Below are 25,382 nucleotides of genomic sequence, written 5' to 3'. Positions count from 1 at the left end.
CCATGCCTGTCGTCCCGAGCCCGTTCATGATCGCCGCGCCACTGGCCGGGCCCGCCCACGCTCGAGGCAGCCTCGCTGCGCGCGCCCCGAGGCGAGCATGACTTTCATTGCCTGGGTCGCGGTCCTGGGCGCGGTGCTGCTTATCCTCGCGCTGACCTCCTCCTACCTGCGCTGGATGCCCGTGACCACCTCGGTGGTCTGCCTGGCGCTGGGGATCGCCATCGGTCCCGCCGGCCTCGGCCTGCTGCAACTGGACATCCACCAGGCCGCGGGCTGGATGGAACACCTGACCGAAGTGGCGGTGCTGTTCTCGCTGTTCGTCAGCGGCCTCAAGCTCAGGTTGCCGCTCAGCAGCCGCAGCTGGCACATCGCCTTCGGCCTGGCCGGGCCGGTGATGCTGCTGTCGATCGCCGGGGTCGGCCTGCTGCTGCACTACGGGTTGCACATGCCCTGGGGGCCGTCGCTGCTGATCGGCGCGATCCTCGCCCCGACCGACCCGGTGCTGGCGACCCTGGTCCAGGTCAGCGACGCCAAGGACTACGACCGGGTGCGCTTCGGCCTGTCCGGCGAGGCCGGGCTGAACGACGGCGTGGCGTTTCCCTTCGTGATCCTCGGCCTGCTGCTGACCCGCCAGGGCGACGACCCCGGCGCCTGGCTCGGCGACTGGGTGGTAGTCAGCCTGCTCTGGGCGGTGCCCGCGGGGCTGCTCAGCGGCTACTGGATGGGCCGCGGCCTCGGCCACCTGACCCTGCACCAGCGGATCAAGTACGCCGACAGCACGGTCTCGCCGAACGACTACCTGACCTTCGCCCTGATCGCCCTGGCCTACGTGGTGGCGGAACTGATCCAGGGCTACGGTTTTCTCGCGGTGTTCGCCGCCGCCCTGGGTTTGCGCCAGGCCGAGGTGCATTCCAGCGACCATGCCCGGGCGCCGGCCGAACACCTGGTACAGCCGGTGGTCGGCCACCAGCATGTCGATCCGGCGCAGGCGGTGCATGGCGACGTCGAGGCCCTGCAGGAAAGCCAGGTCGCGGCGGGCATCATGCTCGGCGACATGCTGGCCTTCGGCGGCCTGGTGGAACGGGCCATGGAAGTGTTCCTGGTGACCCTGCTCGGCGTGGTGCTGATCGCCCATTGGGACTGGCATGCGCTGACCGTCGGCGCCCTGCTGTTCCTGCTGATCCGCCCGCTGAGCGTATTGCTGATCCCCTGGGGCCGCCTGCTCGACGGTCGCCAGCGCCTGCTGCTGGGCTGGTTCGGCATCCGCGGCATCGGCAGCCTCTATTACCTGTTCTATGCCCTCAACCACGACCTCCACCCGGCGCTGGCCGATGCCAGCGCCAACCTCACCCTGTCGGTGGTGGCCCTGAGCATCCTGGCCCACGGCCTCAGCACCCAACCGATGCTCGCCCGCTACGAGCACCATAAAAAACGCCGGCGAAGCTGACGGGCCATGGGCATGAACGCGCTGGCCGGGGCCGGAATGAATACGTCCCCTCGCGACCAATCCATTCGTCGTCCCGCAGGAAACTTTTTCAAACTTTCGTTTGCGCTTCGTTTCCCAATCTTGCGAGGTGTCAAATCGCTCACTACCGAGGATTGAAAAAATGGCTACCAGCGGAAAAAACCCACTCATGGGCAACAAGGACACTCAAAAACCCTCCCCCGCCGGCAAGAAATCCGGTGGCCAGGGCTCGGGTGGCAACGTCCCCGCCGATCGGCAAAAAGCCCCTGACGCCGGCAAGAAAGGTGGCGCCCAAGGCTCCGGCGGCGGCACCCGCAAAGCCTGATGCCCATGGCCGGAGCGTTGTCCCTGACACGCTCCGGCTTTTGCACGAACAATCCTCTCACCGGCCTGTCCGGCCCGCTGATCGTCACGCGCGACACGCTATGCTTGCGCCACGGCAGAACCCCGTTAAAAAGCCTTGGATGAACAACAGCGGATGAAAATAGGCCTGATCTCCGACACCCACGGTTTGCTCCGTCCCGGCGCGCTGACGGCGCTGCAGGGCTGCGCGCATATCCTGCACGCCGGTGATATCGGCGACCCGCAGATACTCGCCACCCTCGGACACCTGGCGCCGGTGACCGCGGTGTTCGGCAATGTCGACCAACCCCATGCCTGGGCCCACGCCCTGCCCCATCACCTCACCGTGCAGCTCGATGGCGTCGAGCTGCTGCTCTGCCATGTCCTGGCCGACGTGCCGAAGCCCCTGCCGCCGGGCGTGCGGGTGGTGGTCAGCGGCCACTCCCATCAGCCGCGGCTGTTCTGGCAGGACGAGGTGCTGTACATCAACCCGGGCAGCGCCGGGCCGAGGCGCTTCAAGCTGCCGGTCAGCCTGGGGTATCTGACCATCGAGGCCGGTCGGGTCGAAGGCCACCTGATCGAACTGACGGTCTAGCGCCCCGGCGCCTGCCGGCCCGAGCATGACCGGCTATCGGAGCATGCCCATCGGCCGGGCTTTGCAGGGTCCACACTTAATCCAGCGATTGGCAGCGTTCATGACGAAAGCCGTGCGAAGCCACTAGGCCGGGCCGCGTTGCGCCCTCGAGCAGAAGATTCCGTACCCGGCCCCGCGCACCCGAGAAGGTGACGCGCAAGGATGGCCGAGGGCGCGCAATGCGCAGGAGAAAAGCGATGACCTTTTATGTCGTGGCTCGCCTCGACCAGCTGCCCGAAGACCGCGGCACCCGGGTCCAGGTCGGCGCCGAGGCCGTGCTGCTGATTCGCACCGGCGATCAGGTCCAGGCCTACCAGGCCGATTGCCCCCATGCCGGGGCGCCGCTGGAACAGGGCGCGGTGTATCAGGGGCAACTGATCTGCCCCTGGCACAAGGGCGCCTTTGCCTGCGCCAGCGGGCAAGTCTGCGAGCCGCCGCCCCTGGCGAGCCTCAAGCGCTACAAAATCGACATCCGCCATGACAACCGGGTCTGGGTTGCCGACCAGCCCATGACCGAGTCCGCCCCGCCACGGCAGGCCGACTCGCGCCGGCTGCTGGTGATCGGCGCTGGCGCCGCCGGGGCCGCCGCGGTGGCGACCCTGCGGGCCAAGGGCTTCGGCAGGAACCTGACCTGGATCGACAAGGAAGCGCGACCCGCCTATGACCGCACGGCCCTGAGCAAATACGTGCTGGCCGGCGAGATGCCGCCCGAAGAGGTTCCCGCCCTGCTCGAGCCGGAGTTCTATCGCAAGGCCGATATACGGGTGCTCAAGGCCGAGGTCCTGCGCCTCGACCCAGGGCGGCGGCAGATCCTCTTGGCCGACGGCCTGCGCCTGGACTACGACGCGGCGCTCCTGGCCACTGGCGCCGAACCGCGCCTGCCGGCCATCGAAGGGGCAGACCTGCCAGGGGTGTTCATGCTGCGCTCGCGCGAGGACGCCGCGCGCCTGCTGGAACAGGCCCGGCCCGGTAAGCGCGTGGCGATCATCGGCGACAGTTTCATCGGCCTGGAAGCCGCCTCGGCCCTGCGCAAACGCGGGCTGATGGTGCACCTGATCGGTCGCCACCAGGTGCCGCTGCAACGCCAGCTGGGAGAACGCATCGGCAGCGCCATACGGGCCCTGCATGAACAGCACGGGGTGATCTACTACGCCGGTTGCGAAGCCCGGGCCCTGGTCGGTGAAGGCCAGGTGCAACAGGTGGTCCTCGACAACGACCAGCGCATTGCCGTCGACCTGGTGCTGTTCGGCACCGGCGTCAGCCCTGCCACGGCCTTCGTCGAAGGCCTCGAGCGCGCCGAGGATGGTTCGCTCAAGGCCGATGCCGGCCTGGCGGTGGCCGATGGCCTGTGGGCCGCCGGCGACATCGTGAGCTTCCCCTGCGACGGCCGCACGCAGCGCATCGAACACTGGCGCGTGGCCCAGCAACAGGGCCAGCTCGCGGCGTGCAACATGCTCGGCGAACAGCTGAGTTTCAGCGTGGTGCCATTCTTCTGGACCTACTTCTACGACCAGACCTTCGAGGTGCTCGGCCACGCCCGCCGCTGGAACCAGATCGTCTTCGAGGGCGAGCCGGAGCAGTACCGCTTCATCGCCCTGCTGTGCTTCAACGAACAGGTGGAATCGGTGGTCGCCTGCGAGTACCCGCGGGCCATGGCGCTGCTGTCGCAGCGCATGCAACGGCCGCTGTCGCGCAGCGAGGCCCTGGAGCTGATCCATGGCACGCCGGAATGAAGTGGCTGGCGACCCAAACACGCGCTGCCGACAACCGCTCGGCAGCCCCATGGAACCCTGGGTAAAAGGCGACTTTCCAAATCCAGGCAAGGTCTCGATATCTCGGCCAGCGGCCGAGGCACCCAGGGCCAGGACAGCAACAGCGATGAATATCCATGTGCTCGGGTGTCTTGCCGTGGTCGGTCTTATGCAGGATTAAGGAGGACGATGCATCCATGAGCAGGACAGAACGATTCAACCGGGAGCTGGCGAATAACGCCCGGCTGTTTGCCGAAGCCGACCGCCTGGATATCCAGGCCTATGAGCTGCTTAACACCGACCATGTCGACGACGACCGCCTGGCCCTGTTCAGCCAAGCCAAGCAGTTGGCGAACGAAAAATACCTGGAAGCGCGCAACGACTGGCTGCGCATCAAGCAGTTGATGGACAGCGGCGACTGAAGCCAACAGCGCCGGCAGGAAGATTTTTGCGCTCGCTGCGCAACCGAGCGCAGCCTCGCAGGCTCGGCAGCGGCTACACAGACAACGCGGTTGCTGTAGCCGCTGCCGCAGGCTGCGATCGCGCTGGACGGCATTCCGACGTAGCGCTCGCAGAACCGGCACCACGATGGAGCTGATCAGGCCTCGAGCGGACGCTTGCGCAGTTGTTCCAGCAGGACCTGGAGTGGGTGCTGCAGGCCCTGCCCTTCCTGGCGCTTGACCTGGCTGCGGCAGGAATAACCGTCGGCCAGCAGCCGCCCGCCCTGGCCGTGGCGCGCCACCAGCGGCTGCCAGGACTGCTGGTAGATCACCTGCGAAGTCGCCAGGTTGCGGGTCTCGTGACCGTAGGTCCCGGACATGCCGCAGCAACCGCTGGCCAGCACCTGCAACTTCAAGCCCATGCGCGCGAACACCTGTTGCCACAGGCCGATGCTGCCCGGCTCGTTGGTCTTCTCGGTGCAGTGCGCAAGGAACTGGTACGGCTCGGCCTCGGCGGTCGGGCCCGCTTCAGCCGATGCCTCACTCGGTACTGCAGGCAGCACCCGGGCCAGCCATTCCTGCGGCAACAGCACCTCGGGCGCCTGAGCCGCACCCAGGGTCTTGCGGTATTCCTGGCGGTAGACCAGGGTCATCGCCGGGTCGAGGCCGACCAGGGGCACGCCGCTGGCCTGCAGTTTCAGCAGCGACTGCGCGTTGTAGCGCGCGGCCCGGGCAAAGGCGCCGAGGAAACCCTGGACCTGCAAGGGCTTGCCATTGGCGGCGAACGGCGCGAGGTAGATCTGGAAACCCAGGCGCTCGATCAGCTCCAGCCACTCGGCCGCCAACGGCGTCTCGAAGAACCGGGTAAAGGCGTCCTGCACCAGGATCACGCTGCGCTGGCGCTGCTCTTCGGACAGCGTCGCCAGTTCTGCGGCGTTGGCCATGCGCACATTGCGCCGGCGGCACACCGCCTGGTAATCCAGGGTGCTGAGCAACGGGCTGTCGACCATGCCCGCCAGGTGCTTGAGGGCACGGCTGACCGGCGCCGCGCTGATCAGCGCGTTGTACAGCCGTGGCAGGCGCGCCAGATAAGGCACGCTGAACTCCAGGGAGCCGATCAGGTAATCCTTCAGCGGGCGCAGGTAGCGGCCGTGGTACAGCTCGAGGAAGCGCGAGCGGAACTCCGGCACATTGACCTTGACCGGGCACTGCCCCGCGCAGGACTTGCACGCCAGGCAACCGGCCATGGCGTCGTACACCTCATGGGAGAAGTCCTCGCGCCCGCCCAGCCGCGCCGCGCTGTTGTAGATGCGCCGGGCCAGGTTGGAAAGCCGCGCGCCACCGCCGTTCAGCACATCCACCCCCTGCTCGCCCTGCAACCGCAGCCACTCACGGATCAGCGAGGCACGGCCCTTGGGCGAATGAATGCGGTTGCGGGTGGCCTTCCACGACGGGCACATGGCGTCGTCCGGGTCGAAGTTGTAGCAGGCGCCGTTGCCGTTGCAATGCAGGGCGCTGTCGTAGCTCTGCCAGACGCGCTCGTCGATGGTGCGGTCGAGCTCGCCGCGCAGCACCACTTCGTCGACCCGGGTCAGGCGCGCCTCCGGCACCGAGGCCGGGGTGGCGATCTTGCCGGGGTTGAGCTGGTTGAACGGGTCGAACGCGGCCTTCAGCGCCTGCAGCGACGGATAGAGTTCGCCGAAATAGTCCGGCACGTACTGCGAGCGCAGGCCCTTGCCATGCTCGCCCCACAACAGGCCACCGTGCTTGTGGGTCAGCGCCGCCACCGCATCGGAGATCGGCCGGATCAAGGCCGCCTGTTCCGGGTCCTTCATGTCGAGGATCGGCCGCACGTGCAGCACGCCGGCGTCGACATGACCGAACATGCCGTATTGCAGGCCATAACCATCGAGCAGCGCGCGGAATTCGAGGATGTAGTCCGCCAGGTTCTCCGGCGGCACCGCGGTGTCTTCGACAAAGGGCTGTGGCCGCGCTTCGCCCTGGACGTTACCCAACAGGCCGACCGCGCGCTTGCGCATGGCGTACACCTGGTTGACCGCCTGGGCGCCGATGGCCAGTGTATGGCCGAGGCGCACCACCGAGCTGTCCTGCTGCAGGTGCCGGACAAAGGCATCGACCCGCTGCTCCAGCTCTTCCTGGTCGTCGCCGCTGAACTCGATCAGGTTGATGCCCAGGGTCGGGGTGTCCGCCTGCTCCGGGAAATACCGCGCCACGCCGTGCCAGACAATGTCCTGCATGGCCAGCATCAACACCTTGGAATCCACCGTCTCGATCGACAGCGGTTTCAGCGCCATCAAGGCCTTGGCGTCGCGCAGCGCATCCATGAAGCCGGCGTAGCGCACGTTGACCAGGATCGAGTGCCGGGGAATCGGCAGCACATTCAGCCGCGCCTCGACGATAAAGCCCAGGGAGCCTTCGGAACCGCAGAGCACGCTGTTGAGGTTGAACTGCTCCGGACTCTCGCGCAGGTGCGCCAGGTCATAACCGGTCAGGCAGCGATTGAGCTTGGGAAAGATCACCTCGATCAGCTCGGCCTGGTGGTCGGCGATGTCCTGGGCACAGCGGTAGACCTCGCCGATGCGGTCGGTCCGCGCCGCCTCGTCGGTCAATTGCCGGTTGTCGATGGGCGCGCTGTCCAGGCGGCTGCCGCCCAGCAGCACGGTGCTCAGCGCCAGTACGTGGTCGCGGGTCTTGCCGTAGGTGCAACTGCCCTGCCCGCTGGCGTCGGTGTTGATCATGCCGCCGACGGTGGCGCGGTTGGAGGTCGACAGCTCCGGGGCGAAGAACAGGCCGTGGGGCTTGAGGGCGGCGTTCAGCTGGTCCTTGACCACCCCGCTCTGCACCCGCACCCAGCGCTCCTCGACGTTGATCTCGAGGATCTGGTTCATGTGCCGCGACAGGTCGACCACGATGCCGTCGGTCAGCGACTGGCCGTTGGTGCCGGTGCCGCCGCCACGAGGGGTCAGCACCACCGCGCGGTGTTCCGGGCTCGCCGCCAGCCGGGCCAGACGCTCGACGTCCGCCACATCCCGGGGAAAGACCGCGGCTTGCGGCAGCCGCTGGTAGATCGAGTTGTCGGTGGCCAGCACCGTGCGCAGGCCCAGGTCACGGGCGATCTCGCCACGAAAACCGTCGGCGGCCAGTGCGTCGAGGAAAGCCTGGTAGTGGGCCAGCGGGTCGCGTTCGGGGGCAAGCAGAGCAATCATCAAAAAGGCTTCCAGGCAGAGAAAAGGCGCAGCGGTGCATGCAAAACACGTATGCTTGCACGCAGCCCGAGGGGCGGCGGCCAGCCGAAAAAGCCTATTTTCCTGAAGCCTTGCCCCGCGGGCAAATGTATTTCATGTGCTTTTTTCATGAGTTTTATGAATGAACCCCAGACGTCTCACTCCGTCGATGTCGGTGCTGGTAGCCTTCGAGGCCGCGGCGCGGCATGGCAGCTTCACCAAGGCCGCCGAAGAACTGGCACTGACCCAGAGCGCCGTCAGCCGCCAGGTCCAGGCCCTGGAGTCGCTGCTGGAAGTGCCGCTGTTCAGCCGTGACGGCCGGCATATCGAGCTGACCGCCGCCGGCGCCCTGTATCACCACGAACTGGCAGCGGCCCTGGCGCGGATCCGCAACGCCACCTTGCAGACCATCGCCCACAAGGCTGGCGGCGGCCCGCTGCACCTGGCGGTGCTGCCGACCTTCGGCTCGAAATGGCTGCTGCCGCGCATGCATGACTTTTACGCCAGCCATCCGGGCACCCTGGTGCATATCCATTCGCGGATCGTCACCAGCGACCTGTCGAAGGACACCGCCGACATGCACGCGATCATCTGCGCCGGCACCGGCCACTGGCCCGGCTACGAGGCCCATCGGCTGCTGTCGGAAAAGCTCACGGTGGTGGCCAGCCCCAAGGCCCTGCCCGAGCACGGCTCGATGTCCGTCGGCGACGTGGCGCAACAGTTGCTGCTGAACGTGGTGTCGCGTCCCGACGCCTGGCCCGAGTGGTTCGAGCAGAACGGCCTGCATCCGCGGGCGATGCGCATGGGCCCGGGGTTCGAGCTGACCGCGCACCTGATCCAGGCGGTGGTCGCCGGCATCGGCATCGGCCTGGTGCCGCGCATCCTGGTGCAGGACGAGATCCAGAGCGGCGAGCTGGTGGCACTGTTCGAGCCGGTGGACAGCGGTCGCAGCTATTACCTGGCCTACCCCAGCCGCTATCAGCACCTGCCATCGTTGCAGGCGTTCAGCCGCTGGCTGCTGTCGATCCCCTTTCCCGACAGCTGACAGTCGCCTCGCTCAGTCGTACTCGGCCTCCTCATGCTCGCCGAGCAGGCGCCGCTGGCGCGCCGAGGCCGCCGCCAGCACCTCGGGGTTGAAACACCAGTGCAGATAGGGCGAAAACTTCTGCGCCACCATGCGCCGGCCATAGTGCACCTGCAGCAGGTAACGGATGCGTTCGGCGCTGCTGTTCTCGCTGCCGGCATGCCACAGCTCGCTGCGAAACATCAGCGCGTCGCCGGCCTGGCACAGCACGGCCTGGGCCGTTCGGCCATGCCAATGTTCCTCGCCGGCCCGTGGCAGCCGCCCGGCGCGATGACTGCCCGGCACCACGCGGGTCGGGCACAGGTCCTGGTCGATATCGTCGAGGTACAGGTGGCAGGTACAGATCTGCATCGGCAGCTCGAATGCCGGATCGCTGAGCAGGCTGCGGGGCAATTGCATCGCCAGGTAATCCAGGTGCAGCCCCATCCCTTGAAAGCCCGGATGACAGCGCCAGGCGGTCTGGCCGATGACATGGCAATCGTCGCCCAACGCCGCCTCGGCCAGCTCGATCACCCCCGGCAGATCGAGAAACGGCAGCCACAGCGGGTCGCGGTTGAACACGCATTTGTAGTGTTCGAGCAAGCCGCTGTAGTCCCAATGCTGGGGCTTGAGGCCGTCGATGGCGTAGCGCAGCAGCTGGATCTGCAACCCGTCGAGCACGCCGGGCAGCAGCACGAACCCCTCGCTGTGCAATGCCCGCAGACGCTCGGCGGTCAGTGCTGGCGGGGGCTGGACGTGGGTCATGGCGGCTAGTCGATGGGGCCGATATTGATCAGCCGATCGCTGCCCAACCCCGGCACCCTGGCCAGCACCCCGACCGGCGTCGCGGCGGAAAACTCGATGACATAACCCATGCCACTGCCGTCCTCCTCCATGGCCACGACCCAGCGCGCCACTTCGTCGGGGTTCAAGCTCAGCGCCTGCGCCACCCGGCGCTGGCGGCGCTCCTCGAGGGTTTCGTCGAGAAAGTAGTCGTTCATCTGGCGCAACCTCCGGCGGATGGCAACCCAGCCGGGCCTGGCAAGGCCCTCACAACAGCTATTAATCCATTCTCGGCAAAAGTCGAATTCAGCTCGGCGCGCCGTGACGAACGGCAGGCTTTATCGCCAATTCCGGACGGCCGGTTTTATCCGCGGCCCACAAGCGAGTTTTCTTTCAAGCGTTTCAGAAAGGGCCTAGAGCGCCGCGCCTGGGCGGCCCCCTAGCATGGGTGGCTGATCCAGACAGCGAAGCCGCCGATGCGTTTACCGACATGCGTTTACTGAAAAGCTCCGCCCCCGAGGCACGGCATGCGCAAAGTGCCCATGACGCCGAAACCCGGGTGCGCATGGCGCTGCAACGCAACAGATCGAGCATCGAAGGGTTGGAGGAGCTGCTGCGCGAGCACTACACGGTCAACAGCGACCGGGACATTCTTGCCGCCGTCAGAAACGGCGACTGGGTGCTGGTCACCGACAGTTCCGCCGCGACAACCAGCGGCAGCCTGCTCTGCCCCGTCCCTGAAGCGGACCCGGTCTACCTTCGGCCAGACCCCTGGCCCGATCCCGTTCCCCGCACCGACCTGGTCTTCGCCAAGTCCATCAGCAGCGTCCCTTGGGGCACCACCCAGGCCGGCACCGCCAGCGAGCCCGCGGGCAATTTCGGCAAGACCATGCTCATGGCATCCTCGGCGACCGAGGTCGGGCTCGGCAGGGTCGCCGGCGAGCTGCTCCTCAGGAGTTTCGCCTGGTCACTGCAGATGGCCGGCACCGCGGCCAGGACAGTCAGCGGCCCGGCGGGCCAGGTACTGCTCCTGGCCATGACCCCGACCCGACTCGGCGACGATTCCTTCTACAGCGAAGAACAACTGCGCGAGCTGCGCGCCGCCACCACCCGGGTGCGCTTCCAGTTCCGCCGCGACAGCCAGGGCGTGCTGCAAATCCACGGCATCCACACCAGCGCCCAATCGGGCCAGGACCGCGTCCCGGTGATCAAGGCCCGCTGGAACGCCGACAAAAACGCCATGCAGGCCCACCTCGGCACGCTCACCATCACCTGGACACCGCACAACGGCCCCGTCATCACCGCCCCGACACCCTACCCGGGGGTGACCGACGAACTGGCCAACATCATGGTCCACCCCATCGCCGAAGGCGGCGACAGCCAACTCCAGGGCGCGCCCCTCGACGAGTTCAAGGTCGAAGACTGCATCATCACCTTCCCGGCGGACAGCGGCATTCGCTCGTTGTACCTGGTCTTCGCCAAGCCCATGGTCAACCCGCTGGAAGTCGGCCCGGCGAATGATCTTTCCAGTAGAAGCGCCAAGGATGGGTTGGATATTGATCACATACCGTCGCAAGCGGCGTTGAGAGTTTTCTTGAAAGCAAATAATCCTCGTATAACCGAGGGACAGCTAAACGCCGCCCTGCGAAAGGCTCCAAGCATTGCAATTCCACGCAAAGTGCACCAAAAGTACAGCGAGACATATGGCGGCAGAAACACAAAGCTCCAGCAGTCCAAGGATGCCGCCGACCTGCGTGAGGCGGTGGACACTAATCTAGATACCCTCAAACCCTTCTTGCTAGAAGAAGGCCTCACCGACGAGCAGATCGAAAAGGCGCGAACCGACCTGCATAACCTCCATCAGGAACAAGGCTGGTATTGAAATGAACGCCGCAATGATTGATGACCTGGTTAAAAGCCTTGGCCGCACCTATCCCCAAATGATTGCCTCCGGGATGTATCTTCCCGGCGAACCTCCAAAAGGTATGTTCGAGGATGTCGATACCATGGCCATGTGGCCTGAGGCAGGTATTGAGCTTGAGTTCTGGGCCAGCACTCAGCGCTTTGAGGCTTTGTATATCTCCCTGCAGAAGAGCTTCCCCGAGGAGTCAATCTACAAAGGAAGCCTGCCCTGCCAACTCATGCCGAGGATGAGCCAAGCTTGGGTTAGATCCCAGTTTGGTTCGCCATTGGAATCAGGCGCACCTTATAGAATCCCGGTACTAGGCATGACAGGTGGCTGGGATGTTTATCGCCTCCCCGGCGTTCCGAAAAGTACTCAAGTAGCGTTCAAGTACAACGTTGAGATGGACGTGGAGATGGTGGTGTTCGAGTTGAACGAAAAATCACGCGCTTAGTTCTACTGGAACAGCACGGCTATAGATATGAACGCCGCCATGATTGATGAACTGGTTAAACGTCTCGGACGTACTTACCCCGAAATGATCGCTTTAGGGATGTATCTTTCAGGTGGTCCACCTAAAGGTATTTTCGAGGACAGTGACACCTTAGCAATGTCACCTGAGCTCGGAATCGAATTAGGTTTTTGGGCTGAGAGTCAACGCTTTGAAATTCTGTTCATCAGCTTGCTGGAAAGCTTCCAAGGGAAGCCGCTCTACAAGGGAAACCTACCTTACCAACTTAAAAACCGGATGAGTCAGGAGTGGATACGGTCCCGCTATGGAGAACCATTGGAATCAAAAGCACCTTTCAAAATGCCCATACGGGGCATGACCGGGGGGTGGGACATTTATCGTTTTCCGGGCATCCCCAAAGGAACGCAGGCGGTTTTTAAATACAGCGCCGAAATGGAGGTTGAAACGATAGTGTTCGAGCTGAACGAAAGATCACACGCTTAAATGATCGATGACTTGGTTAAAAGCCTTGGCCGCACCTATCCGGAGCTGATTGCCTCTGGAATGTACCTTCCCGGAGGACCGCCAAAAGGTATCTTCGACGACAGCGATACCTTATCGATGGCCCCTGAATCGGGTCTCGAAATGGGGTTCTGGGCCAGCAATCTACGGTTTGAAACTCTCTTTATCAGCTTGCTCGAAAGCTTCGAGGGAGAATCCACTTACAAGGGAAAACTGCCCTACGAACTTGAAAGTCGAATGAGCCAACAGTGGGTGCGATCCCGATACGGAGAGCCTTTTACATCCCGAGCTCCCTTCAAAATGCCCATTAGAGGTATGACAGGTGGGTCTGATACCTATCGTTTTTCGAGCATACCTAAAGGGACTCAGGTGGTTTTCAAATACAACGCCGATCTGGACGTGGAAATGGTGGTGTTCAGATTGATCGAGAAATCACGTGCTTAGTTCTGCTGAAATAAGGCTGGTATTGATATGAACTCAGCAATGATCGATGACCTAGTTAAAAGCCTCGGGCGTACCTATCCCGCACTGGTTGCCTCTGAGATACATCTCCCCAGCGGTCCGCCAACAGGCATTTTCGAGGACAGCGACACCTTATCTATGTCGCCTGAACCGGGTATTGAGCTGGGATTCTGGGCCAGCAATCAGCGGTTTGAAGATCTGTTCATCACTTTCCTGGAAACCTTTCCCGGAAGGCCCACCTACAAAGGAGGGCTTCCCTATCAGCTCAAAACAAAAATGAACCAGAGCTGGGCTAGATCCCAATACGGCGAGCCCTTGGAATCAAAAGGTCCATACAAAACTCCTGTGCGTGGGCTGGTAGGCGGGTGGGAAACCTATCGTTTTCCAGGCATGTCCAAAAACATCAATGTGTTGTTCAAGTACACCGTTGAGATGGAAGTGGAAGGAATTGTGTTCAGGCTGAACGAAACATCACACGCTGGCATATGAACGTCGCAACGATTGATGATCTGATTAAAGCGCTCGGGAGCACTTATCCCGAGTTGATTGCCTCCGGAGTACACCTTCCCGGCGGCCCACCAAAGGGCATCTTCGAGGACAGCGATACCATAGCCATGTCACCAAAAGCAGGTATCGAGCTTGAGTTTTGGGCGGGTAGCCAGCGTTTTGAAGCCTTATATATCGCCTTGCTAAAGCGCTTTCCAGAACAATCAACCTACGAGGGAAAACTGCCCTACCACCTCGAAACCAAGATGAATCAGAAATGGGTCAGATCCCATCACGGCGAACCTCTGGAGTCAGGAGCCCCCTATAGAATCCCGGTGCTGGGCATGACTGGCGGCTGGGATACTTATCGTTTTGCAGGTTTCCCCAAACATATCCATGTTCGGTTCAAGTACACCGTCGACAGGGAAGTGGAAGGGATAGTGTTCAGGCTTAACGAAAAATCCCACGCTTAATTTTACGGGCACAGCTGTCAGGAATATGAACGCCGCAATGATCGATGACCTGATTAAAAGTATGGGGAGGACCTACTCCGAGTTGATCGCATCTGGAATGTATCTCCCTGACGGGCCACCAAAAGGTATGTTCGAGGGCGATGAGACCTCGTTCACGTCACCTGCAGCCGGAATAGATTTGGGGTTTTCAAGCACTCAGCACTTTGACTCTCTCTGTATCTATTTGCATAAGACTTCCGACGACGACTCAATTTACGAGAATGGATTGCCGTACCAGCTTCAACGTCGAATGAACCAAGCTTGGGTAAGGTCCCATTACGGAGAGCCTTTGGAGTCAAAAGCACCTCTCAAAATGCCGGTACTCGGAATGACTGGTGGCTGGGATACTTATCACCTTCCCGGCACGGCCAAAAACATTACAGCCGTATTCCAGTACAACACTGAAATGAACGTGGAAGGGATCGTCTTCAGACTAAACCAGGAACCCCTTCTCTGACCTCGATTCAATCCCCGCGAATATAGTGCTCCAACTGCCGAATCAGATCCGCTTGTTCGACAATCGCTTCCTTCACCAGATCGCCAATCGACAGCAAGCCGATCAGTTGCTCGCCTTCCAGCACCGGCAGGTGGCGCAGGTGGCTGTCGGTCATCACGGCCATGCAGCGTTCGATGCTGTGCTGGCTGTCGGCGGTAATCACCGGGGCGCTCATGATGGCGCGGACTGGGGTGCCTACCGATGAGCGGCCTTGCAGTACTACCTTGCGGGCGTAGTCGCGTTCGCTGATGACGCCGACCACCTGGCCGGCTTCTATCACCGGCAGTGCGCCGACATTTTTCTGCGCCATCATTTGCAGTGCTTCGAGCACCATCTGGTCCGGGCCGATGCTGTGCACCTGGCGGTGTTCCACGGCCTTCAACTTCAGCAACTGAGCAGCGGTTTTCATGGGCGTCTCCGATACTTGGGCAACAGGGGTTCCGGCCCCGCGCCACGAGGCGCGGAGTCAGGCATGGATCTGGATTGGCTAAGGCGTGCGGCTTAGCGCACGCCGATTTCCACCACGTCGCCGCGCAGCCGCGCCGGCCATGTGCGCAGGCGTTGCTCCGGGTATTCCAGGCAGGTGCCGTCGGCCAGGCGGAAGTGCTGCTTGTACAAAGGCGAAGCAATCACCAACTCGTCCTTGATGCAGCCCACCAGGCCACGGCCGATCACGTTGGCGCCGGACTGCGGGTCATGGTTGTCGATGGCGTAGAGGGTCTGCTGCACGGCGTCCGGCAGGTAGATCAGCGCCACCTGGGCACCGTCGTGCCAGACCACCACGCCGCTGTGGCTGACCAGGTCCTGGCGGCTGCACACCGCCTGCCACTGCACGCCGGGCTGCTCGGCGAATCCGCTTTCGATAGGTTGCAGGCTTGGCGACAGGCTCATCAGAGCACCTCCTCGGTGACAGGGATCAGGTTGAGTTCGGCGGCCATGATCGGCCGGCGCTGGCCGCGTTCCTGGACAAAGTGAATGTCCGGGTCGGGGCGCTGGTCGTTGACGAAGGTGCGGAAGCGCTTGAGTTTTTCCGGGTCCTTGAGGGCGTTGGCCCATTCGCATTCGTAGCGGTCCACCACCAGTTGCATCTGCGCTTCCAACTCGGCGCCCAGCCCCAGGCTGTCGTCGATCACCACCGCCTTGAGGTAATCCAGGCCGCCTTCCAGGCTTTCGCGCCAGACCGAGGTGCGTTGCAGGCGGTCGGCGGTGCGGATGTAGAACATCAGGAAGCGGTCGATGTAGCGAATCAGGGTCTGGTCGTCGAGGTCGGTGGCGAACAGCTCGGCGTGGCGCGGACGCATGCCGCCGTTGCCGCAGACGTACAGGTTCCAGCCCTTCTCGGTGGCGATCACGCCGACGTCCTTGCTCTGCGCCTCGGCGCATTCGCGGGTGCAGCCGGACACCGCGAACTTCAGCTTGTGCGGCGAACGCAGGCCCTTGTAGCGGTCCTCGATCTCCAGGGCCATGCGCACGCTGTCCTGCACGCCGTAGCGGCACCAGGTACTGCCCACGCAGGACTTCACGGTGCGGGTCGACTTGCCGTAGGCATGCCCGGTCTCGAAACCGGCGGCGATCAGCTCGGCCCAGATGTCCGGCAGCTGGTGCAGCTGGGCGCCGAACAGGTCGATGCGCTGGCCGCCGGTGATCTTGGTGTAGAGCTCGTATTTCTTCGCCACCTGGCCGATCACGATCAGTTTGTCGGCGGTGATTTCGCCACCGGCGATCCGCGGCACCACCGAGTAGGTGCCGTTCTTCTGCATGTTGGCCATGAAGGTGTCGTTGGTGTCCTGCAGCGGCACCAGGGAGCGGTCCATGATCGGCTGGTTCCAGCACGAGGCGAGGATCGAGCCGATTGCCGGCTTGCAGATATCGCAGCCGACGTGGCCACGGCCATGCTTGGCGAGCATCTCGTCGAAACTGAGGATGCCCTCGACCCGCACCAGCGCGTACAGCTCCTGGCGGGTGTAGGCAAAGTGCTCGCACAGGCTTTTGTCGACGCTGACGCCGCGTGCGATCAGTTCGTGCTCGAACACCTGCTTGAGCAGGCCGGCGCAACCGCCGCAACCGGTGCAGGCCTTGGTCTGCGCCTTGAGCTGGCCGAGCTCGGAACAGCCACCGTCGATGGCCGAGCAGATCGCGCCCTTGGTCACGTTATGGCAGGAGCAGACCGTGGCCGACTCGGGCAAGGCGCCCGGGCCGAGGGTCGGCGCGCCGGCGCTGGACGGCAGGATCAGGCCGGCCGGTTCGGCGGGCAAGGCGATGCCGTTCTGCATGTATTGCAGCAAGGTGTCGTAGTAGCTGTTGTCGCCCACCAGCACCGCACCGAGCACCTGCTTGCCGCTGGCATCCACCACCAGGCGCCGGTAGCTGGCCGTGGCTTCGTCGATGAACTGGTAGCTGCGCGCGCCCGGGGTCAGGCCCTGGGCGTCGCCGATGGAACCGACATCGACCCCCAGCAGCTTGAGCTTGGTCGACATGTCCGCGCCCATGAAAGGCTCGCCAGGCTCGCCGCACAGTTGGGCGGCGACGCTGCGGGCCATCTGGTAACCCGGGGCCACCAGGCCGAAGATGCTGCCGTTCCAGCTGGCGCACTCGCCGATCGCGTAGATATGCGGGTCGCCGCTCAGGCACTGGTTATCCACCACCACGCCGCCGCGCGGGCCGATCTCCAGGGCGCAATCGCGGGCCAGGGCGTCCTGGGCGCGAATGCCCGCGGAGAACACAATCAGGTCGGTTTCGAGGAAGTCGTCGCCGGCGAAGTTCATCCGGTAGCGGTACTGCTCGCCGGCGCTGATCGACTGGGTGCCCTTGCCCAGATGCACGCCGACGCCCAGGGCTTCGATCCGCGCCTTCAACGCACGGCCGCCCTGCTCGTCCAGCTGCACCGGCATCAGCCGCGGCGCGAACTCCACCACATGGGCTTCCAGGCCCAGGCTCTTCAAGGCGTTGGCCGCCTCCAGGCCGAGCAGCCCGCCGCCCACCACCACGCCGCGCCGGGCATTGGCGGCCGCGGCGCGGATGCCGTCGAGGTCTTCCAGGGTGCGATAGACCAGGCGCGAGTCGCCCTCGGCGCCCTCGATCGGCGGCACGAAAGGATAGGAACCGGTGGCCAGCACCAGCTTGTCGTAGTGCACCGGGCCGGCGGCGGTGAGTACCTGGCGATTGGCGCGGTCGATGCGCAGCACCGCCACCCCCAGGTGCAGGGTCAGGCCCGGGGTCTGGTACAGCGCAGCGTCGCCCAGGGCCAGGGATTCGGCGTCGCGACCGGTGAAATACTCGGACAGGTGCACCCGGTCGTAGGCGCGCATCGGCTCTTCGCTGAAGACATGCAGGCGGTACTGCTCGAGGGCGCCGCGCGCCACCAGCTGTTCGACGCAATGATGCCCGACCATGCCGTTGCCGATCACGATCAGGGTTTTGTGTGTGTTCAAAGGGGCAACAATGGCATTCATAAATAGCACCCGACCCAAGCCAATCACGGTTTTTTTAAAGCAAAAAAAAGCGCCTGAAACCTCACGGTTTCAGGCGCCTTTGCCTGTTATTTGCGGTGTGCGATCGGGCTGCTGTGCCTGATTCACCGAGTGCCCATGGCCTGTTGGCCGATCGATCCGCGTTGACCGATGGGGCGGCCCGCCCGCGACATGCGCGGTGGGGCGTTATCGGCTGTCTTGCAGCCTTTGTGCCAGGCTGCGCCGCACGCCTTGAAACGCCATGCTGGCGGGCTTGCGCGGCCATTCTGCAAGGCTCCCGGATAGCCTGCCCTGGGCCAGGAATCGCCTTAGCCTGGTGCAAGGTCGGGTCGGCGACGCCTTATAAAAGTGCAAATCCACCGCCCCGCCCCAACTCAGCCAATAGAAGCCAGACGCTGCAAGAACGCCGCGCGCCGCTCGCGATCCAGCGCCTCCTTGGCCAGCAACTCCGGCAATAACGCCTCGGCCCGTTGCCCGTCGAGAATGAACACCCCGTCATCGTCGCCGATGGCGATATCCCCCGGGTTGACCCGCACCCCGGCCACTTCGATGGGCAGGTTGACCTCCCCTTGCTGGCCGATGCCGCGGGTGGTGTAGGCGCTGACGCCACGGCTGAACACCGGCAGGCGATGCTCGCGCAGGGCGGCGACATCGGTGACCGCGCCCTCCACCACCACCCCGGAAAGGCCCTTGATCAACCCGGCCAGGGTCCGCAGTTCGCCCCAGCAGGCGCACTCCTGGTCGCCCACGCACTGGATCACCAGCACATCCCCCGGTTCGCTGAGCAGCAGCGCATCGCGCAGGATGGCGCCATCCGGGGCGAAGACCTTGACCGTGACCACATTGCCGAGCATGCGCAGGCCGTCGAACAGCGGGCGGATACCGCGCAGGTAACCCTCGTCGCCAAAGTGGCCAAGGGTCGAAGGCGCGATGCCGCGGTAATGCTCGAGCAAGGCAGCACTGGCGGGTGGTTGGCGCGGAGCGATCATCGGCATTTCCTCGGGCGCAGCAGCGGGCAGGTGGAGCAGTATTCGGCGGGCTCAGTGGCCTCGTAATAGAAGCAGCAGGTGCGGCGAAAGCGGATGCTCTTACCCTCCTCCAACTGCGTCGGCGGGCGGCGGAAGTGCCGCAGTGGGTTGTAGTCCAGGCCGAACAGCGGCGGTGCGGCCTCGTGCAGCAGCCAGTCGAAGTCCGCCTCATGACGCAGGCGGATCAGCGGGTCCTCGACCTTGCTCATGCGTTTTTCGTACAGCGAATAGACCCGTACCGCGGTGTTTTCCCAGAGGATGCGCCGGGAAATGCCGCTGACCCGGTTGAAGGTCTGCCACAGCGGCGCCAGCACTCCGGCGAACAACGACTCGACAATGGACGCGCGCCAGGTTTCGCGTTCGCCCGCGGCATAAACCTGCGGAGCCCGGTCCGGCAGCGGCATCGACGAAGTCCAGAGGCCGTCGTCGTGGCCGTACTCGATCACGCAATCGTCCAGGGACAGCAGCAGGCCCTGGTCGCACACCGACATGGCGTACAGGCAGGCGCCGGTGGCGAGGAAGGAAAAACGCTTGGCCAGCAGCGAGGCGGTGATCCCTCGGGTCGGCGAACCGATCACCGGCCCCAGCTGGTCGAGTAGCGCGATACAGGTTTCATCGTCAAGCAAGGCCCGGGCACTGAGGGAGCGCTGCCGGTCGCGTTGCGCCATGGGTTTCAGGCGCAGCGGCCCGGATAGCACGCTCCAGTCTTGCGCGTTGAAGGCGGCTTGCAGGTTCATTGCGGCAGTTCCCGGCCAAAGGGAATGCACAGCGGCGTGCCGAAAAACGGATCGGGGATGATCCGGCAATTGAGGTCGAACACCTGCTTGACCAGTTCCTCGGTCAGAATCTCTGCCGGCAGGCCCTGGGCGAACGCTGTGCGCTGGTGCACCGCCACCATATGGTCGGCGTAGCGGCAGGCCAGGTTGAGGTCGTGCAGGACCATGACGATGGTCTTGTTTTCCTGGCGATTGAGCTCGCGCAACAGGTCCAGGACCTCGATCTGGTGCGCCAGGTCGAGAAAGGTGGTGGGCTCGTCGAGCAGCACGATCTCGGTGTCCTGGGCCAGGGTCATGGCGATCCACACCCGCTGGCGCTGGCCGCCGGACAAGGCGTCCACCGGCCGCTCCGCCAGGGCCTGCACGCCGGTCTGCAACAGGGCGCGCTCGACCATGGCTTCATCCTGGGCCGACCATTGCTGCATCCAGTTCTGGTAGGGATAACGCCCCAGGGCCACCAGCTGGCGCACGGTGATGCCTTCGGGGGCGCTGGGCATCTGCGGCAGGATCGCCAGTTCCCGCGCCACCGCCGCGGTGGATTTGCGCTGGATATCCTCGCCATTGAGGATCACCGAGCCCTGCTGCGGCTTGAGCAGCCGCGCCAGGGATTTGAGCAGGGTGCTCTTGCCGCAGCCGTTGCTGCCGATCAGCACCGACACCTGGCCCGCCGGCAGTTGCAGGTCCAGCCCGTCGATAATCACCTGGCGCTGATAGCCCAGGGTCAGTTGCTGGGTTGCCATCGAGGACATCGGGAATTCCTTAGTGCCGCTGGTTGATCAAAAGATAAAGAAAGAACGGCGTGCCCAGCACCGCGACGAAGATCCCCGCCGGCAGATCCAGGGGCAGGAACAGGGTGCGCCCGATCAGGTCGGCGAGCATCACCAGGTTGGCGCCGACCAGCGCCGCCATCACCGCTTGCCCGGCGAAACCCGGGGCCACCAGGCGCTTGGCGATATGCGGCGCAATCAGCCCGACAAAGGCAATCGCCCCGCCCCAGGCCACCGCCGCCCCGGCCAGGGCCACGCTCACCAGCAGCAGGCCGGCGCGCAGCCACTGTACCCGCACGCCGATGCCCTGGGCCAAGGCGTCGTCCAGTTGTTGCACCCGCACCTGGCGCGCCAGCCACACCAGCAACGGCAGGATCGCCAGCAGCCAGCCGCCCAGGGCCCGCGGCTCCGGCCAGCTGGCGCCGTAGACGCTGCCGGTGAGCCAGACATAGGCCGACAAGGTGGTGGTCAGCGGGCTGAACACCAGGACAAAGGTGGTCACCGCCGCCAGCAGCGCCGACACGCCGACGCCGATCAGCACCAGGCGCAGCGGCGAGGTGCCCTGCTTCCAGGCCAGCAGGTAAATGGCCAGGGCCGCCAGCCCGGCGCCGAGCATCGCCGCCAGTGGCAAAAACTGCGGGCCCAGCAGCAGGGAAAAGAACGACAGGTACAGCACCGCCGCGGCACTGGCGCCGCTGGTGATGCCCAGCAGATCGGGGGACGCCAGCGGGTTGCGGATGATGCTCTGCAAAATCAGGCCGGACACCGCCAGCGCCGCGCCGACCAGGGCTGCCAGCAGCAGGCGCGGCAGGCGCAGTTGCTCGACGATAAACAGCAGGCGCTCGTCGCCGCCGTGCCACAGCAACTCCAGCACGGTCAGCGGCGACAGCTTGAGTTTGCCCAGGGACAAGGCGCCGAGCATCACCAGCGCCGTCGCCAGCAGCGCCAGCGACAGCCGCCACAGGGTCGCCAGGTCGATGCGCCGCGAGAAACCGGCGGTGCGCAGGGTCAGAGTCTTACTCATAACGACCTCCACGGCGCGCCAGGAAAATAAAGAACGGTGCGCCGAACAACGCGGTCATCACCCCCACCGGCACCTCCTGCGGCAGGATCACCAGGCGCCCCAGGGTGTCGGCCAGCAGCAGGAGGATCGCTCCCAGCACCGCGCACCCCGGCAGCAACCAGCGGTGGTCGATGGACAGGCCCTTGCGCACCATGTGCGGCACCAGCAGGCCGATGAAACCGATGCTGCCCGCCAGCGCCACCGCACTGCCCGCCAGGCCGATGATCAGCACGCTCATCAGCCAGCGGATCAACCCGGTGCGCTGCCCGAGGCCGATGGCGATGGCTTCGCCGGCGTTGAGCACATTGACCTGCCCGGCCAGCAGCAACGCCCCCAACAAGGCCAGCAACACGCCCAGCAGCAGCGGCGCGGCCAGCGCCAGGTCGCGCTCGGACAACGACCCGGCGAGCCAGAACAGCACGGTGTCCAGCCCCTCCTCGTTGACCACCAGCAACGCCTGGCTGAAGGCGGAAAACAACGCGGTGATCGCTGCCCCGGCCAGGACAATGCGCAGCGGATTGAGGCTGCCCTGCCCGCGATTGCCGATCAGCCACACCAGGCTGCCGGCCAGCGCGGCGCCGATAAAGGCGCACCACAACCACTGGCTCATGGACGACAAGGCAAACAGCGACGAGCAGAGGATGATCGCAAAGGTCGCCCCGGCGTTCACCCCGAACAGCCCCGGCGATGCCAGCGGGTTGCGGGTCAGCGCCTGCATCAGCGCCCCCGCCACCGCCAGGCTCGCGCCCACGGCGACAGCCATCAGGGTGCGCGCCAAGCGGCTGCTGAAGATCAACTGCTGGCCGGCGCTCAGGCTGTCCGGTTGCAGCAGGCCCTTGAGCAGTTGCGACGGCTCGATCCAGGTCGCCCCGGCCGCCAGGCTCAGGCCGGCGCACAGCAGCAGGACGACACACGCCAGGCCGAGTTTCAGGCCACGGCTCATGAAGACGCCACCAGGCGGGCAATGTCGTCGAGCATCAGGTTGGCGCCGAGTATCCCGCCGGAGAAACTCCAGGCGATGCCATCGACCCGCCATACCTGCTGCTGTTGTACGGCGCGCAGCTGTTGCCAGAACGGGTAATGCACCAGCCGTTCATAGTTGTGCTGCACCGCCTGGCTGTCTCGCTGGAATACAAAAAACAGGTCGGCATCGACCACGGGCAAGTTCTCTTTGCTGGTGAGTTTGATATAGGTGCCGCGGGACTCGCGGGCGACCGGGTTCCAGGCGAAGCCCAGCTCCGTCAGCACCGAGCCGGCGAAACTGCTCGGCAGGTAACTGCGGATATGGTCTTCGCGCACGTCCAGCACCGACACCGTAGGCGGCCAGCGCCCGGCGAAATTTGCCTGCAACTGCTCGCGCAAGCGCGCCACCCGCTGCTGCCATTGCCCCAGCAGGCTGCTGGCCTGCTGTTGCCGGTTCAGGGCCGCGCCCATCAGCGCCAGGGTGCGCTTGAACTCGAAGACTTCCTCGAGCATCAGCACCGTGCCCATGCGCTCCAGCAGCGGCGCGATACGCTGGTGGCGAAAGCGCGAGGCGACGATCACGTCCGGCTCCAGCAGCACGATGTCCTCCAGGCTGGGCTGGGTTTCCAAGCCGACATGAGGAACATTCGCCAGCGCCGGGCGCAGGTAACGGAAGGTCGGTTTTTCGCTCGACGACTCCACCACGCCGCAAGGCGTCACGCCCAACGCCACGGCGCTGTCGGTGGCGCCCTGGAACAGGGTGACCAGGCGCAACGGCTCGGCGCGGGCGATCCGGGGCAATGCCAGCAGCCCCAGGGACAGGCGCAACAGCGTGCGCCTGCAAGGATGGAGCAGCGGATCAGGCATCGGCGGCCAACCGCTGGAACGGGTTGACCACTTCGCCCTTGCCGAACGGCATGCTGCCCGGGCCGCCGGCGCGTTCGATCATCGGCGTCAGCAGCAGCTTCTGCGGCCAGCGCGGCGCTTCGAACAGCTGGTGCCTGATCATCGCCCGCGCCTCGTCGTCGAAGTCGATGCTCTGCAGCAGCCCGTCCAGTACCTGGCGCAAGGTGCTCCACAGTGCAGTCGCCGGCAAGGTGTAGACTTGGGCCAGGGTGTCGATGATCGCCCGCACGTTGACCTGGATCGCCAGGGTCTGCAGCCAGAACAGCAGGTCTTCGGGACGCTGGTGATACAGGGTGTTGGCGTGGCCTTTCTTGATCCGATATTCCGGGTCGGCCATGCCGTTACGCTCCAGCCACGGCACGAAGATGCGCAGCGAATCGTGGTCGCGCAGCAGCAGGCCCTGGGCCTGGCCGGCCTTCCACACCAGCACCGCGTTCTGTCCGTGCACCTCGCCGAGCATGCCGAGGCGGAACATCCGCAGGTTGACGTCGAAGAAGCGCTGGCACAGCTCGCTGAACAGGGTCAGCACCGAAGCCTGGGTCGCCGGCAGTTCGCGGTACTGCAGCCACTCATCGAAGAAGTGCCGGTTGCTGCCGGGCAATGGCGTGCCCAGGGCGGCCATCGGCAGCAGGCGGCAGTCCGGGTCGTCGAGCAAGGCTTGCGGGTAACCGCGGACCATCGCCGACAGGTGCCGCGGCGCCTCGTCGAACAGGGTTGCCTGGGGCGGCATAAAGGCCCACCACTTGCTCTCGTCGCACAGGTGCAGGCTCTGCTCCAGCACCGGGTCGAGGCGCCGTACCTGATGCAGCAAGGCCTCGCTGAGGCCGCCATTGATCATCTTCACCGCCGGCAGGTAACGCGAGGCGCCCAGGGAGTAGATGGCCATGGGCAGCTTCAGGTAGTCGGCGCTGGCGAAACAAGGGGTCATCGAGCGCAGCGACGAAGTAGCGAACACCGTGGCTTCGCTGAAGTCCAGGCGCTGGCAGTCGCCACGGGCGAAGGCATCGCCCAGTTGCGCCTGCAACACATGCTCGAACTGCCACGGGTGCACCGGCAAGGCTACGTGGCTGTCACCAATGCCGCGCTCGCGCAGCTCCTCGGCCAGGCGCGCCTGCAAGGCTTCGGGCAACAGGTAGCGTGCCGGGTAGACCTGCTCCAGGTCCGTCACGCCCTCGCCGCCTTGCAGCAGGTCCTTGCGCACCGCCACCCAGTTCAGCGCCACCGGCTGGGCGAACTCGGCCTGGTACTGCTGGTATTCGGCCTGCAGCAAACCCTGCTTGGCCTTGGCCAGCGGGTGGTACGGACGATCGCGCAGCGAAGCCCACTGTTCCATGGTGCGCAAGAAGGTGGCGCCGTCCTGGGCCATCAGGCCCTGGTGGTCGACCCGGTGCTCCAGGGACAAGGCGGTCTGCCAGACGCTGGTATGCAGCACTTCGAGGAACAGCGTCAGGCCTTTTTCATTGTCCTGGAAACGCGGGCCCATGCCGGTGAATACCCGGCGCATGAAGTCCACCGGCCCCAAGGCGGTCCAGCGCTGCTCCTGGCGGGCCAGCACCTGCGTGCCCGGGACCTTCTCCCACTGCTGGGTGATGCCCGGGCGCAGGGCGATGCTGATAAAGCGCTGCTCCTGGGCGTCGCAGCACCATTCCCAGATCCGTTGCCGGGCATCCGCACCTTCAAGGGCTGGCGCTTCAAGGGTTGAGGCTTCAAGGGCTGGCGCTTCAGGATGGGCCTGGCGCCATTGGCTGGCCGTCAGCAGCGGCAAGGGTTCGCGGCCAAAGAAGTCTTCGGCCAGCAGGCAATCGATCAGGTCCTGCATCACCAGTTCGGCGGCCATGGTTGTGAAGTTCATCG

26 protein-coding genes are annotated in these 25,382 nt (G+C 64.6%); 13 read left to right on the top strand and 13 right to left on the bottom strand.

What is annotated here, in order from left to right:
* The first annotated feature begins 97 nt into the window (after positions 1–97).
* From NRG23_RS02170 to NRG23_RS02150, 5 genes are all read left to right on the top strand, one after another.
* Positions 98–1,447 (top strand): sodium:proton antiporter, encoded by a 1,350-nt coding sequence (locus NRG23_RS02170; protein ID WP_257373597.1) that lies wholly within the window; start codon positions 98–100, stop codon positions 1,445–1,447.
* Positions 1,448–1,607: 160 nt separating this feature from the next.
* Positions 1,608–1,790, top strand: a complete 183-nt coding sequence (locus NRG23_RS02165; RefSeq protein WP_028684040.1) for a hypothetical protein — start codon at positions 1,608–1,610, stop codon at positions 1,788–1,790.
* 153 nt (positions 1,791–1,943) lie between these two features.
* Complete coding sequence (locus NRG23_RS02160) at positions 1,944–2,402, top strand: metallophosphoesterase family protein (RefSeq protein WP_016705206.1); 459 nt, start codon at positions 1,944–1,946, stop codon at positions 2,400–2,402.
* Positions 2,403–2,638: 236 nt separating this feature from the next.
* Complete coding sequence (locus tag NRG23_RS02155; RefSeq protein ID WP_257373596.1) at positions 2,639–4,174, top strand: FAD-dependent oxidoreductase; 1,536 nt, start codon at positions 2,639–2,641, stop codon at positions 4,172–4,174.
* Positions 4,175–4,389: 215 nt separating this feature from the next.
* Positions 4,390–4,614 (top strand): hypothetical protein, encoded by a 225-nt coding sequence (locus tag NRG23_RS02150; protein WP_016705204.1) that lies wholly within the window; start codon positions 4,390–4,392, stop codon positions 4,612–4,614.
* A gap of 176 nt (positions 4,615–4,790) precedes the next feature.
* Here the strand turns inward: NRG23_RS02150 and NRG23_RS02145 are convergent, their stop codons facing one another.
* Entirely contained in the window at positions 4,791–7,859 is a 3,069-nt protein-coding gene (locus tag NRG23_RS02145) for an FAD-binding and (Fe-S)-binding domain-containing protein (protein WP_257373595.1), read from the bottom strand.
* Positions 7,860–8,019: 160 nt separating this feature from the next.
* Here NRG23_RS02145 and NRG23_RS02140 point away from each other — a divergent pair, with 160 nt between their 5' ends.
* Positions 8,020–8,922 carry a LysR substrate-binding domain-containing protein gene (locus tag NRG23_RS02140; protein ID WP_016705202.1) on the top strand — a complete coding sequence of 301 codons (903 nt, stop codon included), beginning with the start codon at positions 8,020–8,022 and terminating at the stop codon, positions 8,920–8,922.
* Between the two features lie 12 nt (positions 8,923–8,934).
* Here the strand turns inward: NRG23_RS02140 and NRG23_RS02135 are convergent, their stop codons facing one another.
* The gene (locus NRG23_RS02135; protein WP_257373594.1) at positions 8,935–9,705 is read right to left on the bottom strand and encodes a phytanoyl-CoA dioxygenase family protein; all 771 of its coding nucleotides are present in this window, start codon (positions 9,703–9,705) and stop codon (positions 8,935–8,937) included.
* A gap of 5 nt (positions 9,706–9,710) precedes the next feature.
* Positions 9,711–9,941, bottom strand: coding sequence for a hypothetical protein (locus NRG23_RS02130; RefSeq protein ID WP_016705200.1), 231 nt, complete (start codon positions 9,939–9,941; stop codon positions 9,711–9,713).
* A gap of 272 nt (positions 9,942–10,213) precedes the next feature.
* Here NRG23_RS02130 and NRG23_RS02125 point away from each other — a divergent pair, with 272 nt between their 5' ends.
* The 7 genes from NRG23_RS02125 to NRG23_RS02095 are packed head-to-tail and all read left to right on the top strand — an operon-like array spanning position 10,214 to position 14,516.
* Positions 10,214–11,605, top strand: a complete 1,392-nt coding sequence (locus tag NRG23_RS02125; protein WP_257373593.1) for an S-type pyocin domain-containing protein — start codon at positions 10,214–10,216, stop codon at positions 11,603–11,605.
* 1 nt (position 11,606) lies between these two features.
* On the top strand, positions 11,607–12,080 hold the full coding sequence (locus tag NRG23_RS02120) for a DUF6392 family protein (RefSeq protein WP_373922242.1): 474 nt from the start codon (positions 11,607–11,609) through the stop codon (positions 12,078–12,080).
* A 39-nt stretch (positions 12,081–12,119) separates the two neighbouring features.
* A complete protein-coding gene (locus NRG23_RS02115) occupies positions 12,120–12,581 on the top strand; it encodes a DUF6392 family protein (RefSeq protein WP_257373591.1) in 462 nt (153 codons plus the stop codon).
* Positions 12,582–13,043 carry a DUF6392 family protein gene (locus tag NRG23_RS02110; protein ID WP_257373590.1) on the top strand — a complete coding sequence of 154 codons (462 nt, stop codon included), beginning with the start codon at positions 12,582–12,584 and terminating at the stop codon, positions 13,041–13,043. It begins immediately after the preceding gene.
* Between the two features lie 39 nt (positions 13,044–13,082).
* Positions 13,083–13,550 (top strand): DUF6392 family protein, encoded by a 468-nt coding sequence (locus tag NRG23_RS02105; protein WP_016705196.1) that lies wholly within the window; start codon positions 13,083–13,085, stop codon positions 13,548–13,550.
* Complete coding sequence (locus tag NRG23_RS02100) at positions 13,547–14,020, top strand: DUF6392 family protein (RefSeq protein ID WP_016705195.1); 474 nt, start codon at positions 13,547–13,549, stop codon at positions 14,018–14,020. Before NRG23_RS02105 ends, NRG23_RS02100 begins: the two co-directional genes overlap by 4 nt.
* Before the next feature lie 25 nt (positions 14,021–14,045).
* The gene (locus NRG23_RS02095) at positions 14,046–14,516 is read left to right on the top strand and encodes a DUF6392 family protein (RefSeq protein WP_016705194.1); all 471 of its coding nucleotides are present in this window, start codon (positions 14,046–14,048) and stop codon (positions 14,514–14,516) included.
* Positions 14,517–14,523: 7 nt separating this feature from the next.
* Here NRG23_RS02095 and NRG23_RS02090 read toward each other — a convergent pair whose 3' ends face one another.
* From NRG23_RS02090 to NRG23_RS02045, 10 genes are all read right to left on the bottom strand, one after another.
* A complete protein-coding gene (locus NRG23_RS02090) occupies positions 14,524–14,964 on the bottom strand; it encodes a CBS domain-containing protein (RefSeq protein ID WP_041983698.1) in 441 nt (146 codons plus the stop codon).
* 92 nt (positions 14,965–15,056) lie between these two features.
* Entirely contained in the window at positions 15,057–15,446 is a 390-nt protein-coding gene (gene nirD, locus NRG23_RS02085) for a nitrite reductase small subunit NirD (protein ID WP_257373589.1), read from the bottom strand.
* Positions 15,446–18,007, bottom strand: coding sequence for a nitrite reductase large subunit NirB (nirB, locus tag NRG23_RS02080; RefSeq protein ID WP_257373588.1), 2,562 nt, complete (start codon positions 18,005–18,007; stop codon positions 15,446–15,448). The genes nirD and nirB overlap by 1 nt, the downstream gene beginning before the upstream one ends.
* 392 nt (positions 18,008–18,399) lie before the next feature.
* Positions 18,400–19,014 (bottom strand): RraA family protein, encoded by a 615-nt coding sequence (locus NRG23_RS02075; RefSeq protein ID WP_053269114.1) that lies wholly within the window; start codon positions 19,012–19,014, stop codon positions 18,400–18,402.
* Positions 19,011–19,790 (bottom strand): IucA/IucC family C-terminal-domain containing protein, encoded by a 780-nt coding sequence (locus NRG23_RS02070; RefSeq protein WP_053269115.1) that lies wholly within the window; start codon positions 19,788–19,790, stop codon positions 19,011–19,013. Before NRG23_RS02070 ends, NRG23_RS02075 begins: the two co-directional genes overlap by 4 nt.
* On the bottom strand, positions 19,787–20,578 hold the full coding sequence (locus tag NRG23_RS02065) for an ABC transporter ATP-binding protein (RefSeq protein ID WP_257373587.1): 792 nt from the start codon (positions 20,576–20,578) through the stop codon (positions 19,787–19,789). The genes NRG23_RS02070 and NRG23_RS02065 overlap by 4 nt, the downstream gene beginning before the upstream one ends.
* A gap of 10 nt (positions 20,579–20,588) precedes the next feature.
* Entirely contained in the window at positions 20,589–21,620 is a 1,032-nt protein-coding gene (locus NRG23_RS02060) for an iron chelate uptake ABC transporter family permease subunit (protein WP_053269117.1), read from the bottom strand.
* Positions 21,613–22,602, bottom strand: a complete 990-nt coding sequence (locus NRG23_RS02055; protein ID WP_053269118.1) for an iron ABC transporter permease — start codon at positions 22,600–22,602, stop codon at positions 21,613–21,615. The genes NRG23_RS02060 and NRG23_RS02055 overlap by 8 nt, the downstream gene beginning before the upstream one ends.
* The gene (locus NRG23_RS02050; RefSeq protein ID WP_038632592.1) at positions 22,599–23,489 is read right to left on the bottom strand and encodes an ABC transporter substrate-binding protein; all 891 of its coding nucleotides are present in this window, start codon (positions 23,487–23,489) and stop codon (positions 22,599–22,601) included. Before NRG23_RS02050 ends, NRG23_RS02055 begins: the two co-directional genes overlap by 4 nt.
* Positions 23,482–25,380, bottom strand: a complete 1,899-nt coding sequence (locus NRG23_RS02045) for an IucA/IucC family siderophore biosynthesis protein (RefSeq protein WP_257373586.1) — start codon at positions 25,378–25,380, stop codon at positions 23,482–23,484. The genes NRG23_RS02050 and NRG23_RS02045 overlap by 8 nt, the downstream gene beginning before the upstream one ends.
* Between the last annotated feature and the right edge of the window lie 2 nt (positions 25,381–25,382).

This window comes from Pseudomonas sp. T8 (assembly GCF_024610635.1).
GTDB classification, from domain to species: Bacteria; Pseudomonadota; Gammaproteobacteria; order Pseudomonadales; family Pseudomonadaceae; genus Aquipseudomonas; species Aquipseudomonas chlororaphis_I.
Note: the sequence above shows the minus strand (reverse complement) of the source record. Positions and strands in the feature narration are given on the sequence as shown.